Consider the following 13,600-nt stretch of genomic DNA (forward strand, 5'->3'; position numbering starts at 1 on the left):
ATGCGACTCGTGGTTTTGTCATCAACAAAGCATCTATCATTGCCCATGAAAGAATAATAACTATAGAGAGTGGTAAAATTGCTGAAATCAAAAACTTTCGTGTCCGCATACGAGAGAGGGTTATATGCTTAACATTGCCACCATGTTGAAACTTTCTTATCAAGAATACAACATGTTTTTTTATGCAATTTCATTTGCAGGTTACCTAAGCCGAAAAAACGACCAAAATCTGTTGTCACAACTGTGACAACAAACCGAAAAGCACCTACATGAGGCCATAACTGCCGAATATCGCAAGACCTATTGCGTCTGATTTAGCTCTGTACTTGTCTCATAGTGAAACACCTTATTTCTGTATGGCCATTTCACTCTCACAATTGCATATGATGTATTGGGCCTGGTTGTTAATTTAGCATTGAATTTACTTTTGAGAGTTTCTCTTCCGCTTCTTCCCGTTTCTCTTTTTCTTTTTCAATTACTTCTGCAGGTGCTTTGTCGGTGAAGCCGGCGTTTGAAAGTTTGCTCGTGAGTGATGTGATGTATTTTTCGAGTTCGGCTTTTGCTTTTATGAGACGTGCCTTTTCTTGTTCCGGATCAATCATATCTGCGAATGGGAGGTCGATATTTGTGCCATGTAGAATTGAGGAAACCGCATTTTCTATATTTTGTGATTCATCGAGGATTTCAAGTTCTTTTAAGTTTGCCATCATGGTTATGACTCCTGATTTTTCACGTAAGATTTCCATGTGGTGTCCACCGGAAATTATCACTTTGATTTTACGTACAGGATCGACTTTGTTTTCTGTGCGGAGTCGACGGATTTCCTTGATTATATCTATGGCGATTTCGGTATGTTGTTTTTCATCCATGAAATCAAAATCTGAGTTCGGAGTTGGCCAATCTGAGATGATTAGCATCGTTTCGGCCGGCTTGTAGCCTGATTCTTTGAGATGTGTCCAGAGTGCTTCTGTGACATATGGAGTAAATGGATGCAGTAGTTTGAGTACGGTTGTAAGTACATGCATCAATACGGCTTCGTTTTTTGTAATTTTTGACATTTCTATGTACCAGTCACAGCATAGGCCCCATAGGAATTCATAGATTTTATTTCCTGCATTTGAAAACTGATAATTCTCTATTTCCTGCGTCGCTTGCCTGATAATTTCATTTGTTTCGGCGAGGATCCATTTGTCTGCGGTTGAAAGTTTATCTGTGTCGATTGTTGAATTTATATTTTCAACATTCATAAGTACAAATCTTGCAGAATTCCAGATCTTATTTACAAAATTTCGGTATCCGGCGATTTTTTCTTCGTAAAGGTTCATGTCGTTACCAGGAGTACCTCCGATTATTAGGCTGAGCCTGATTGCATCTGTTCCGTATTTTTCGATAACTTCAAGCGGGTCGATACATGTTTCAGGTCGAGATTTACTCATTTTTTTACCATCGCGGTCGCGGATCATTCCGTGCAGGTATACATTTTCAAATGGTATGCACTTTTCTTCAGGTATTCCATCGTGTCGAAGAGCATAAGTACTCATAAGTATCATACGAGCAACCCAGAAAAACAAAATATCATATCCGGTTTCAAGTACAGATGTTGGATGGAAATATTCTAAATCTTCGGTTTTTCCCGGCCAACCAAGTGTTGAAAAAGTCCAAAGTGCCGCAGAAAACCAAGTATCCAGTGTGTCCGGGTCTTGAACGGAGAATTCCGTATCTGAGTTCTCCGTTGGTTGTGTAAGGCTGAAAGTCCCTTCATCTTCTACTTTTATAACGTCAAGCAGGTAGCTCGATTGGTTTGGGTGGGCCATGTATGCGTCATATTGCTCTTTTGTGAGCTCGTACCACATTGGGATTCTGTGTCCCCACCAAATTTGGCGTGAGATACACCAATCTCTGAGGTTATCTATCCAGTGAAAGTAGGTTTTTTCAAATCTGTCAGGGATGATATTTATCATTTTTGACTTTACCGTGTCTTGCATAACTTCTTTTAGGGAGAGTTTTTGGCCTTTCCAGTCTATGGCTTTTTTGTTTACATCTATAAACCATTGGCGCATCACTTGCGGTTCTATAACTCCTTTGCCTCGGTAATTTACTGCGAGTTCGTGTTCATATTCATTATCTATCCTTACAAGTAGTCCTTTTTTGTCTAATTTCTCCACTACCGCCTCACGACATTCATAAATATCCATGCCTACGAAATCTCCGCAAAGATCATTCATCTTCCCGTCGAACCCTATGATCTGTAAAACTTCTATTCCTTCGTGCTTTTGAGATAGTTCGAAATCGATTAAGCTGTGTGCCGGAGTTATTGTCATAGCACCTGTCCCAAATTCAGGGTCTACACACTCATCGGCGATTACGCGACATTTCACAAGTCCATTTATCCATTCTATTTCGAATTCTTGGCCTATGTATTGTTGATATCTTTTATCGTCCGGGTGAACTACCACTATTTTGTCTGCAAATTTTGTTTCCGGACGTGCTGTTCCGATGGTAAAAGGTCCGTATTTGAAATAGTAGAACTTAGATTTTTCATTTACCCTCTCTATTTCATCATCTGCAACGGTCGTCTGCATGTTCGGGTCCCAGTTAACAGATCGGTAACCTCTATATATGAGACCATCTTCTTTCATGTATTTGAAAACCGTATAAACTGCATCTGCAAGTTCCGGATCCATAGTGTATTTCTCCCTACTCCAATCACAACTTGAACCCATTTTACGAGTTTGATTTTTGATATTATCTTTTGAGATATCGACGAATTTTTGAATTTCTTCGAGGAGTTTTTCTCTCCCAAGTTCTGTACGTGGATTTTGAATTCCTTCATCTTGTAATTTTCGTTCAACTACACTTTGGGTTGCTATCGCGGCATGGTCTGTACCAGGGAGCCAAAGAGTTGGATCTCCTTTCATACGGTGAAACCGCACCATAATATCTTGTAGTGCGAGCATAGTCGCATGACCGAGGTGTAATTGGCCGGTTGCATTTGGAGGTGGCATTGAGATTACAAATGGTTTTTTAGCTGGATCGATTTTTGGTGTAAATGCCCATGAGTCCTCCCATTGTTTGTATATGCTATCTTCAAATTTTTTTGCGTCATAACTTTTTTCAAGCTCCATTTTGTTGGTACAAATTAAATAAATCGGGTATAATGTAACTGTGAAATGCTGTGATGGCAAGTTGAAGCTAATCAAAAAATTAGCATTATAAATATACGGTTGACCTATTCTTTCTATCAACTATAATCGCCTACCGTAGGCTGAATATAATTTATATTACTATGTCACTTGGTCCAAAACATAAAGAATCATTCGGACCCAAAGAGACCGATGAGAATCGCAAAGAATCTGTTGACAAGAAGTCGGAGTCTGCGGCCGCTGCGGCTCCGAGTGGAACTCTCAGAGAGGCTTTTGGTGTTTTAAATGAATCAGGGGATTCTGCCGATGACGGAGCGGAGAGCATGGGTAATGTTTCTGAAAGCTCGTCTGAAGGCAAGGAGCGTAAAGGAGATGGTATATTTTCATCTGGTGCAAAAGGAGATGATGACGATGACGCCCAAAAGATAATCCAGCGTATAATTGATTCAAAGCCAACGAAGAAACAAATGCTTAATGATATTCATAAGCATTTTAAAAAAGAACAAAAGGTTCTGCATAAAAAAATGGTTAAATATGCCAAGCAAGGAGATTGGTATGAGTATACCGGAGCTATGGCGAAGCTTCGCCAAATCCGAGATATGTTCTCGAATTTGGCTCACGCTACTTATGATGCATTGAAAAACGCTTGGCTTAAGGTGGTGCACGGTATAGTCTGAGTTGAGTGTCATTTATATAATTATATGGATCAAACAACGGATTTAATTTCAGAGATATTGAGTCTCAAAAAACAGAAAAATGCTGTAATTCTTGCTCATAATTATCAAAAGAAAGATATTTTCGCAGTAGCTGATTTTATCGGGGATTCTTTGAAATTGTCTCAGGAGGCGGCGAAGACTGATGCAGATATAATAGTTTTTTGTGGAGTGCATTTTATGGCTGAGAGCGCGAAGATTCTGAATCCAAGCAAGAAGGTGTTGCTACCTGCTATCGATGCAGGTTGTGCTATGTCTGATATGATCGATGTCGAAGCTTTGAAAGTTCGTAAAAAAGAGCTCTTGCAAAAGTATCCGGATTTGAAAGTTGTATGTTATGTAAATACTACTGCCGCTGTGAAAGCAGAATCAGATATTTGTTGTACTTCTACCAATGCTGTGAAAGTTACGGAATCTCTTGATACTGATAATATCCTTTTTGTGCCTGATAAAAATTTAGCAAAATATGTGGCAGCGAGGCTTCCAGAGAAAAATATAATTCCATGGGAAGGTTTTTGTCCTATACATCATAAAATTACTGCAGATTATATTTTGAAGGCAAAGGCTACTCATCCAAATGCGGCCGTGATAGCGCACCCAGAATGTCGTCCAGAGGTTCTGAAACTCGCTGATTTTGTTTGTAGTACAGGTGGTATGGTTAAAGAAGCTGTTACAAACTCAAACTTCGACGAATTCATTATAATTACTGAATGCGGTATGACAGGTCGGTTAATGCGAGAGGCTCCAGGTAAAAAATTCTTTTCTGTTTGTAATATGTGTCCAGATATGAAAAGAACTAATTTGGAACTTATAAAGGATGCACTTATAAATGAGCAATTTGAAATTACAGTTCCGGAAGATATAAGGTTGAAAGCGCTTAAGACGCTTGAGAGAATGCTTGAGGTGAGCTAATCCCAAATTTATGAGAATCGAAGATCATTATGCAACTATGCAGAAACTCTATAATAAAACGGCGTTTTTTAACGTTGGTTCTATGGTTTACTTCGAATTTTTGACTTCATATATTGATTCATGTTTGAAGGCGGATCTTGCTGATAATGGAGATGTTACCACCACGCTGCTTCATGAGCAGTTCCCAGCGAAGGTGACTGCACAAATTATTGCAAAACAAGACGGGGTTTTTAGTGGTGAGGAAGAGCTCGAATATATTGCAAAAAAAGCTGGGCTGAATCTTAAAATGGAACTTATTACTATGGAACATGCTTCAGGAAGCACGAATTCTTCCGGAGCTCGGTTCAGGTCAGGGGATGTGATTTGTACACTCAAAGGTTCTGCATATTCTATTTTGTCGGTTGAAAGAACTCTTTTGAATCTACTCCAAAGAATGTGTGGTATTGCAACGGCTGCTTCAAGATTTGAGACTAAATACACAAAGGTGGCTGTAACACGTAAGACTCCCCTGCCCTTTGTGGATAAACGTGCTGCGATCGATGGAGGAGCTTTACCTCATCGTGTGAATCTATCTGATGCAATTATGATAAAGGACACTCATTTGGATCAATTTGGACGAGATTTTAATGTTGTTGAAGAGAAACTCAAGAATGCTTACCTGAGAGGTATTTCTTTTGTGGAAATTGAAGTTGAAACACAAGATGAGGCTTTGAAAGTTGCTGAAATGGCTAAGAAGCTGGATTTAAAAGTCCCAATGGTAGTTATGTTGGATAACTTTATCCCTGAAAACGTGAAAAACGTCGTAAAAGCTCTTGAGACGGATGACTTATGGAGATATGTTCTCGTAGAAGTTTCCGGCGGAATAACCTCTGAGAATTACAAAGAATACGATATAGCCGGTGTTTCAGTTATGTCTATCGGTGGAATAACACATTCTGTTCGAGTTTGTGATATTTCTATGAAAATATTTTAGTTCCACCCAAGCACATGCAAATGTATGTGGAATACTTCTTGGCCTCCTTTTTCGTGTACGTTAAATAGAAGCTTGTAGCCCTGAGCACCTTCTTTTAAGGCTATTTCCTTACCGAGTTTGATCATGTGGCCGGCTAGCATCTCTTCTCCTTCATGAAGATCTGAAATTGTTGGAATGTGTTGATGTGGGATTACCAAAAAATGCAGTGGGGCTTTGGGATTTATATCTTTGATGATGAAACATTTCTTATCTTCAAACAATTTGGTAGATGGGATTTCACCGGCATCTATTTTGCAAAAAATACAGTCTGACATTTTTAAATGGTTAAGACATCAACTCAGGGCTTTATTTACTTTCTTTAAGTGAGTAAATAGCTCGCCCTACTCTTACGAAGTCAGGGCATTTTTGAAGATTGAGTGAGATAGTCCCTTTCTTTACTTGTCTTTGTTTTAGAACTCCAAGGATTATGTCTTGTTTGCTCATAGGGCTTTTCTTTGCAAGTAGTCCACGAATTACATCTTCAACAGTTCCTTCTTTGTAACCCCATTCTTTCAGTGCATAAAGACCTCTACCTACGAGAACGAATTGTTCATATCGGATGAGTTCATTATGTACAGCTTGTTCAGTAACACTTTTTTTGTCGAATTCAGCACTTGAGATTTTTTCTGCGATTTCTTTGAAATGTAGTGGTTTACCAATCTGTTTTAGAACGATGAATGCTTTATCTCGAATACTTTTTGGATTAACATTTCTCCATGTCATAAGTCCGTAACCGTCCTCTACTTCTTTCATTCGAACGTCAGTTTCGAGCATTGATTCAATAGTTGTAAGGTCTGCTTCTACACCTTGTGTCCTTAGTGTTTCTTGTAAGTCTACTATGAATTTCTCTTTGCGTACCAGATCACCGGTTCTTTTTAATAATTTTACTGCTGCATTAGCTATGTTTTTAAGAGCCTTAACATCTATATCTTTATTGTACCAAAATCTCTCGTTTGTTTGGCTCTTGTCGCTTTTCTCTAAAGATTGGTTGATATTCAGTGCAAGACGTATTATGTGTTCTTCACCTTCTCCACTTTGCCCTATTACTCCAGCTAAAGTCTCAAAAACCAGATTGTCCTCAAGCATTACACCACCATGACGATCTATGATTTCTTTTGCTACTTCGTTTATCAAATTGAGTTTTGTATTAACAACTGTTCTACGAAGCTTGTTAAGAGCAATTTTCTCTATTTGACGAATACGTTCCCTCGTAACTGAAAAAGATGACCCTATTCGTTCTAGGGTTTCTCTTGGTTGGTTGTCCAGACAGAATCGCTTCACTATAACATGTTTTTCTTTCTCAGTTAAAACCATGAAGATGTCTTCAAGTATTTCTTTGAGATTGATTTGGTCTTGTGGTGTGGTAGTTCCGGTTTTCGTAACGAGATCCATAGAACTTAAATTAGGTTTTGTATTCTGCATTAAGATATTGTTTCCTTGTAAGTATTGTCAAGACAGAAATTTGATTATTCTGCAATTTTGTATTTAAAGGAAATTCGTCATATTGGATGTGACAATACACTCCTTATGGCCATGTGTCAAATTTTTCTTTTATGAAATTTCCCTTGCGATGATAACACATGTTTATTACAATCCTCTCGCCTTTTTTAAAAGGTATTTGATCTTTGAGTGTGCCCAGGTGGTGGAATTGGTAGACACGCTGGTCTTAGGAACCAGTGGCGAAAGTCGTAAGAGTTCGAGTCTCTTCCTGGGCACCATATCTTTTGCAAGCTATACAACCGGTTTGATTGATGATAAACTAGGATTAGTAATTTAATGAGTTATGGCAAAAAAAAATACAAAAAAAATGTCAGATGAGATTGAAGCTGCCGAAAAAGCTTTAAACAAAGCTGCTCGAAAGATTGAGAAGGCCGGTTTACGTGATTATGTAAATTTCCTTTCTTCGCCATGGAGAGTTTTTGGTGTTAATTTCTTGGTTGGGACCGCTAGAGGCCTTGGTCTTATTATTGGAGTATCTATGGTAATCGCTATTGTTGGATATGTTATTACTAAAATCTTGGTTGATTTGCCAATAGTTGGTGAGTTTTTCTCATCATTCTATGAATTTTTAAAGGCAAATGGCTTCCCTGATCCAGGTAGTATGGGTTCTGATGGGGCGTCGTCCACTTCCGGTCTTGATACATCTGTTGTTAAATAATTTTCTATTTGAGAATAGGCCACTAACATCTATAGTAGATTCTGCTTTAGTTTTTTAGTAATGTTATATCTATTATGAGCTTTGTACACCTTCATGCGCATACTCATTATTCCTTTCTGGATGCTCTCGCGAAGCCGAAAGAATATGCTGAGATCTGTGGAAAATACGAGATGCCGGCCTGTGCAATAACAGATCATGGTGGGCTTTATGGTGCGATAGAATTTTATCAAAAGATGGAAGCAAAAAGTATTAAACCTATTATCGGTGTGGATGCCTATATTGCAAGCCATGGTCATACAGATAAAAGCCCTGACAATAAAAGATATCGTATGGTTCTTATAGCTTTGAATGATCAAGGTTATAAAAATTTAATGAGACTCGTTTCTATAAGTCATTTGGATGGCTTTTATTATAAGCCAAGAATGGATGATGAACTTTTGAAGAAGTATTCCGAAGGTATTTTGGCGCTATCCGGTGATATGTGGGGAGAAGTTGGCTCAAAAATTCTTAATAATGATTATATAGGTGCGAAAAATGCTATTGAGAGATATCAATTGATTTTTGGTAAAGAAAATTTTTACCTTGAATTACAACATAGACCGGAAATTTCAAGCTATGGTGTGCTTCGTGAAAATGTAATTAAACTTTCTGAAGAGACCGGAGCTGGAATCGTTGCAACAAATGCTTGTCGTTATGCAACTATGGATGATGCTTACGCTCATGACGCTTTTGTATGCATAGGTTCTCAGAAAACTGTCGATCAGGAGGATCGTATGAAATATGATGGTAATTATTCGATAGCGAGTCCGGAATATATGAAGGAGGCTTTTAAGGATTTACCTGAAGCTATTGAAAATACGTTAAAAATTGCTGAGAGATGTGATGTTAAGATTGTTTTTGGTAAAACTTATCTGCCATCTTTTGATACTCCGAGCGGTAAATCGCCTGATGATTATTTAAAAGAATTATGTGAAACAGGTTTGAAGGCGAAATATGATGAAGATCAATTAAAAGAGGCTTCGGAAAGGTTAACATATGAGCTTTCCGTTTTAAAAGATATGGGTTTTGCAACTTATTTCTTGATAGTAAATGATTTTGTTCAGGAGGCAAAACGACGCAACATTCCGGTTGGGCCCGGTCGTGGATCAGCGGCGGGTTCAATTATTTCTTTCACACTTGGTATTACTACAATAGAGCCTTTACGATATGGCCTTCTGTTTGAAAGATTCTTGAATCCACAGCGTGCCGCGATGCCTGATATTGATATTGATTTCGCGGATAATCGTCGAGATGAAGTTTTGCAGTATGTGATTGATAAATATGGTGATGATCATGTGGCTCAGATTATTACTTTTGGAACTTTGGCACCGAGAGCGGCTGTCCGTGATGCAGGGAGAGTGCTTGGTTATAGTTACGCTGAAGTAGATCAACTTTCAAAAAAAATCCCAGCTCCAATACTCGGAAAGCACAGACCTCTAAAAGAATCTGTGGATAATGATCCTGAATTGTCAAAAGCCTATAAAGAGAATCTTGATAGTAAGAAGATTTTGGATATAGCTCTTAAATTTGAAAATACTGTAAGGCATGTATCTACTCATGCATGTGCGGTTGTGATTTCGGATAGAGAAATAACCAACTACGCCCCTTTGCAACGCGCTATTGGTGGGAAAGAGGGTTCGATTACACAATATGAGATGAATGCGGTTGCCGATATAGGTCTACTTAAAATGGATTTCCTTGGTTTGCGTAATCTTACTATTCTCAAAACTACGGTTGATATTATTAAAAGAACTCGAAAAAAGGATATAGATCTGGATAATTTGCCCGTAGATGATAAGAAAACTTATAAACTTATGGCGGATGGTAAGACCACTGGGATATTCCAGTTTGAGTCTCCCGGTATGAAAAGGTATCTGAAAGAGTTAAAACCAACTGAATTGGATGATCTTATTGCTATGAATTCGCTTTATCGTCCAGGACCGATGGAGTATATACCACAGTTCATCAAAGGTAAGCATGACCCTAAATCAGTTAAATATTTGGATAAATCCCTTGAACCTATTTTGAAAAAAACTCATGGAGTTGCCGTTTATCAGGAGCAAATTATGCAGCTGGCTCAAGAGCTCGCCGGTATGTCTCTTGGAGATGCGTACATTTTGCTAAAAGCCATAGGTAAGAAAAAAGCTTCTATAATGAAGAAAATGCGTAAGCAATTTACAGATGGAGTAGTTGCAAAAGGACATACGGAAAAATTTGCAAATGAGGCTTTTGAAAAAGTTATTGAGCCATTTGCCGGATATGGATTTAATAAATCTCATGCAGCCTGTTATTCATGGATTGCTTATCAGACTGCTTACTTAAAGGCCCACTACCCTGCTGAATTTATGGCGGCGTTACTGAGTTCTGATCCTGATAATACTGAAAAGGTAGTTATTGGTATAAATGAATGCGAAGCTATGGGGATAACCGTGCTCCCACCACATATAAATACATCGCTCGCTCATTTTACCGTAATAGATGAACATACTATCGGTTTTGGACTTACTGCTATCAAGGGGCTTGGTGAGGCGACTGCTCGCGAACTCATCAAAGTTCGCGGAGATATCCCGTTCGAAGGGATTGAAGATTTTGCCAGACGAGTTCCGTATAAATTGTTAAATAAAAAATCATTAGAAGCACTTATATATCCTGGAGCTCTGGATATTTTTGGCGAGCGCAACGCTCTTTCCGCAACGATCGAAGAAGTTGCTAAATTTGCAAGAACTGTGCAAGAGCAAGCTGATAGCGGGCAAACAGATATCTTTGGTCTTATGACGGAAGACGAAGGTTGGGAGCCAACGTTTCATTTGAAGGATACAGAACCGGCTACAGAGTTTGAAAAATTACAATATGAGAAGAAATATCTTGGGCTTTATGTAACTAGACATCCGCTAGATGGATTGAAAAAATATCTTAGTAAAAAAGTTACTTTGGCGGAAAAATTTAATATGAAACTAAAAGGCAAACATTTTAAAATTGGTGGGCTTGTTACAGAAGTTCGTAAAATAATGACTAAAGCCGGAAAATACATGATGTATATACAACTGGAGGATCCAACTGCAAAATTTGAAGTAGTTGTTTTCCCTAATTCATATCCTGAATTGTCAAAATTCATCAGGGAAGATGCGGTAGTTGTGCTCGACGGGAAACTTGAGCATCGTGGAAAATTCCAATTTGTAGCGGAGAATGGTCGAGAGGTAGGTTTGGAAAGGATGATCGAAGCAGCTAAAAAACAAGGTTTTTATGACGAAAAAGATCGTGTTAGGTTTGTAGATGAGATTTTACCGGATGAAAATGAGGTTGTTGATACCGGTAATGAAGATACAGAAGTAGTCGCTGACGTTGATACTATAGCTGCATACGTTATAGAGGTGCCAAAGGGAGCCAAGGTGGACGTTTTGGAATCCTTAAAAGTCCTTCTTAAAGAACATAAGGGGGATATGCCGGTTGAAATCAAATTGCCAATACCAAAATCTCATAAGAAAACAGATGTTATAAAAGTTCCTTTTGGGGTCCATGTCGATGATGAATTAAAAAAGAAAATCGCAGAGCTACTACCTGTTATTTAAAAAACAGATTAAAAAAAACGCGAGTTGCACAGTCCCGCGTTCTTTAATTTTTTGAGTGTTTAGATCGGGAAACTTAGAAGCTTCTTTCTCTTGGTTCTCTTTCTTTTGCCTCGCTAACAGAAATAGCGCGTCCATCCAGTTCGTATCCTTCTAGTTCTGCAATTGCTTTGTCAGCATCTGCATCAACAGTGTAAGTTACGAAACCAAATCCTTTTGAGCGTCCGGAAAACTTATCTTTGATGATAACTGCTTCCTCGACTTCTCCTTTTTCAGAGAATAGGTCATGTAATTGAGCATCAGTTGCTCCCCATGAAATATTTCTGACGAATAGCTTCTTAGCCATGTTGTGGAATATTAAAGTATTAAATATGCGAACATTCACTCTTACGTACTCGTACTTATTAAATTGTGCATATTTAATAATTCCAGTAACTTAAGCGTTCAGTTCTATTTAGAGTATATCACAACACCTTTTATTTGCAATGGCAAAATGAGAAATGTCAAAGTAATTTAGAAATGTCCTATGTTTCACCAAGTAGAAATGTCCTATTCTCATATTTTTAAGTGGTTAATGATTTGTTGTTGGTAAGTGATGGACATCATATCCTCCTAAATTTCTTACTCAACGGTGGAACCTTCAGCCCAATTTCTTGGAATGTTCCTTCGTTTTATACACTGTGTGAGCTTGCCTTCTCAATTTCATACTCTAATTCTACACCACAAAGATTCCGGAACAAGCTCATCCCCTTTGCCTCACCTTTTCCTTTTAACGCACCCTTCCCCTTTGACTCACCTCTCCCCAAACTCACCTTTTCCAACCAACTCACCCTCCCCACCAACTTACCTTTTTCAACCATTTCCCCGCCCCCTCGCACTCCCACCAACTCACCCTTTTCCATATGCAGGTGAGTGCGTGCGTACCACGAAACATCTCCATTCTCGCGCAACTCGAAATGGTGATTTTTGGCTTGTGACTCATGCTTTTCGCCTGTTTTCGCCTGGTAATTTTGACGAATTCTTGTTAGTATTTTCTTCTAATAATCCTTAAATATAAAAGATATGTACAATAAAAAATCAAACGGACTTGTGGGGAAAAATACCTTGCAGGAATCAAGCGGACTCGTGGGAGAAAATACCCTGCAGAAATCCGCCGGGGTCAAGGCGAAAAACGATCTTTTGGCAGCAAAAAACCTTCATAAAAAATTTATTTCCCTTGGCAATCAACGAAATAAAATTACTCACGAACTTATCCTTCTGATCCCCGAGATCTATAAAAAAGAGATTTATAAATCTTATGGTTGCGCGAATATTTACGAATACGCCGCACGATTTGGCGGTGGACTCTCCGCCGGAGTCGTGGATAAAGTTATAAAAGTTGAAAAAAAATTAAGTGAAGTCAGTTGTCAAAATTTGTTTGAAACCGTGAGAGAACAAGGAGTTCACAAAGTCGCGATGGTGGCTTTTATGGCGACAAAAGAAAACGAAAAAGAGTTGATAAAAATGGTAGAAAACCTGCCAAAGGCGGCGGTTCAGGAATATTCGAGGGAAATGCGAGGTAAAATCTCACGTGCGCCGATGAAAATTGAGCTCGACGGCGTGATGCGATATCAACTTGAAAAAATGAAACACAAAATGAAGGTGCAATCCAACAAAGAAATATTGAAACGGCTTATACAAGCCCAGTTCGACCACTTTTTCCCCGGGGAAAATTTTGAAGAGGTGGAGGATGACGGGGAAATTGCGGAGATTGTGAGCGGTGGGGCTGAGGCGGTGGATCATGGAGCGGAGACGGTGGATCGTGAGGCAAAGGCGGTGAAGAAATCTAAAAAAATCACTCGTTACATCACAAAACAAAAAAGAACAGAAACCCTCACAAAAACAGGTGGCAGGTGCAGCAGTCCGAATTGCGAAAGGCCGGCAACGGAGTTTCATCACAAAAATGGCTATGCGAAGACCAAATCTCATGACAATCTCGTTGCACTGTGTGGACTTCATCATAAGATTACACATGCGGGAATGTATAGCGAGCCTACGAAAACAGACCTTCTTTATTT

11 protein-coding genes and 1 tRNA gene are annotated in these 13,600 nt (G+C 38.8%); 7 read left to right on the forward strand and 5 right to left on the reverse strand.

The window, feature by feature from the left end; translation table 11 throughout:
- Positions 1 to 404: 404 nt before the first annotated feature.
- Positions 405 to 3,125: a valine--tRNA ligase gene (locus Q8P68_02740; protein ID MDP4008086.1), complete on the reverse strand. Its 2,721-nt coding sequence runs from the start codon at positions 3,123 to 3,125 to the stop codon at positions 405 to 407.
- Between the two features lie 161 nt (positions 3,126 to 3,286).
- On the opposite strand from Q8P68_02740, the gene Q8P68_02745 reads away from it, so the two are divergent.
- The 3 genes from Q8P68_02745 to Q8P68_02755 are packed head-to-tail and all read left to right on the forward strand — an operon-like array spanning position 3,287 to position 5,741.
- The gene (locus tag Q8P68_02745; GenBank protein MDP4008087.1) at positions 3,287 to 3,820 is read left to right on the forward strand and encodes a hypothetical protein; all 534 of its coding nucleotides are present in this window, start codon (positions 3,287 to 3,289) and stop codon (positions 3,818 to 3,820) included.
- 24 nt (positions 3,821 to 3,844) lie between these two features.
- Positions 3,845 to 4,768, forward strand: a complete 924-nt coding sequence (nadA, locus tag Q8P68_02750) for a quinolinate synthase NadA (GenBank protein ID MDP4008088.1) — start codon at positions 3,845 to 3,847, stop codon at positions 4,766 to 4,768.
- A 10-nt stretch (positions 4,769 to 4,778) separates the two neighbouring features.
- Positions 4,779 to 5,741, forward strand: coding sequence for a carboxylating.nicotinate-nucleotide diphosphorylase (locus Q8P68_02755; GenBank protein MDP4008089.1), 963 nt, complete (start codon positions 4,779 to 4,781; stop codon positions 5,739 to 5,741).
- Here Q8P68_02755 and Q8P68_02760 read toward each other — a convergent pair.
- Complete coding sequence (locus Q8P68_02760; GenBank protein MDP4008090.1) at positions 5,738 to 6,055, reverse strand: histidine triad nucleotide-binding protein; 318 nt, start codon at positions 6,053 to 6,055, stop codon at positions 5,738 to 5,740. The genes Q8P68_02755 and Q8P68_02760 overlap by 4 nt on opposite strands.
- 31 nt (positions 6,056 to 6,086) lie before the next feature.
- Positions 6,087 to 7,172 carry a sigma factor-like helix-turn-helix DNA-binding protein gene (locus Q8P68_02765; protein ID MDP4008091.1) on the reverse strand — a complete coding sequence of 362 codons (1,086 nt, stop codon included), beginning with the start codon at positions 7,170 to 7,172 and terminating at the stop codon, positions 6,087 to 6,089.
- A gap of 241 nt (positions 7,173 to 7,413) precedes the next feature.
- On the opposite strand from Q8P68_02765, the gene Q8P68_02770 reads away from it, so the two are divergent.
- The 3 genes from Q8P68_02770 (at position 7,414) to dnaE (ending at position 11,546) form a co-directional block, all read left to right on the forward strand.
- Positions 7,414 to 7,498 (forward strand) — tRNA-Leu (locus Q8P68_02770).
- 65 nt (positions 7,499 to 7,563) lie between these two features.
- Positions 7,564 to 7,938 (forward strand): DUF5665 domain-containing protein, encoded by a 375-nt coding sequence (locus Q8P68_02775; GenBank protein MDP4008092.1) that lies wholly within the window; start codon positions 7,564 to 7,566, stop codon positions 7,936 to 7,938.
- A gap of 74 nt (positions 7,939 to 8,012) precedes the next feature.
- Positions 8,013 to 11,546 carry a DNA polymerase III subunit alpha gene (gene dnaE, locus Q8P68_02780; protein ID MDP4008093.1) on the forward strand — a complete coding sequence of 1,178 codons (3,534 nt, stop codon included), beginning with the start codon at positions 8,013 to 8,015 and terminating at the stop codon, positions 11,544 to 11,546.
- A gap of 73 nt (positions 11,547 to 11,619) precedes the next feature.
- Here dnaE and Q8P68_02785 read toward each other — a convergent pair whose 3' ends face one another.
- Complete coding sequence (locus tag Q8P68_02785; GenBank protein MDP4008094.1) at positions 11,620 to 11,889, reverse strand: RNA-binding protein; 270 nt, start codon at positions 11,887 to 11,889, stop codon at positions 11,620 to 11,622.
- A gap of 325 nt (positions 11,890 to 12,214) precedes the next feature.
- The gene (locus Q8P68_02790) at positions 12,215 to 12,445 is read right to left on the reverse strand and encodes a hypothetical protein (protein MDP4008095.1); all 231 of its coding nucleotides are present in this window, start codon (positions 12,443 to 12,445) and stop codon (positions 12,215 to 12,217) included.
- A gap of 160 nt (positions 12,446 to 12,605) precedes the next feature.
- On the opposite strand from Q8P68_02790, the gene Q8P68_02795 reads away from it, so the two are divergent.
- Positions 12,606 to 13,600, forward strand: a 995-nt coding sequence (locus Q8P68_02795) for an HNH endonuclease signature motif containing protein (GenBank protein MDP4008096.1), incomplete at its 3' end; no start/stop codon positions are given.

It is taken from the genome of Candidatus Peregrinibacteria bacterium, from assembly GCA_030700255.1.
Lineage (GTDB): Bacteria > Patescibacteriota > Gracilibacteria > UBA1369 > JABINC01 > JABINC01.

Coding starts and splice junctions, on each gene's coding strand:
- dnaE (MDP4008093.1), top strand. CDS start 8,013: ATGAGCTTTGTACACCTTCATGCGCATACTCATTATTCCTTTCTGGAT.
- Q8P68_02775 (MDP4008092.1), top strand. CDS start 7,564: ATGGCAAAAAAAAATACAAAAAAAATGTCAGATGAGATTGAAGCTGCC.
- Q8P68_02745 (MDP4008087.1), top strand. CDS start 3,287: ATGTCACTTGGTCCAAAACATAAAGAATCATTCGGACCCAAAGAGACC.
- nadA (MDP4008088.1), top strand. CDS start 3,845: ATGGATCAAACAACGGATTTAATTTCAGAGATATTGAGTCTCAAAAAA.
- Q8P68_02760 (MDP4008090.1), bottom strand. CDS start 6,055: ATGTCAGACTGTATTTTTTGCAAAATAGATGCCGGTGAAATCCCATCT.
- Q8P68_02785 (MDP4008094.1), bottom strand. CDS start 11,889: ATGGCTAAGAAGCTATTCGTCAGAAATATTTCATGGGGAGCAACTGAT.
- Q8P68_02755 (MDP4008089.1), top strand. CDS start 4,779: ATGAGAATCGAAGATCATTATGCAACTATGCAGAAACTCTATAATAAA.
- Q8P68_02790 (MDP4008095.1), bottom strand. CDS start 12,445: ATGGAAAAGGGTGAGTTGGTGGGAGTGCGAGGGGGCGGGGAAATGGTT.
- Q8P68_02740 (MDP4008086.1), bottom strand. CDS start 3,125: ATGGAGCTTGAAAAAAGTTATGACGCAAAAAAATTTGAAGATAGCATA.
- Q8P68_02765 (MDP4008091.1), bottom strand. CDS start 7,172: ATGGATCTCGTTACGAAAACCGGAACTACCACACCACAAGACCAAATC.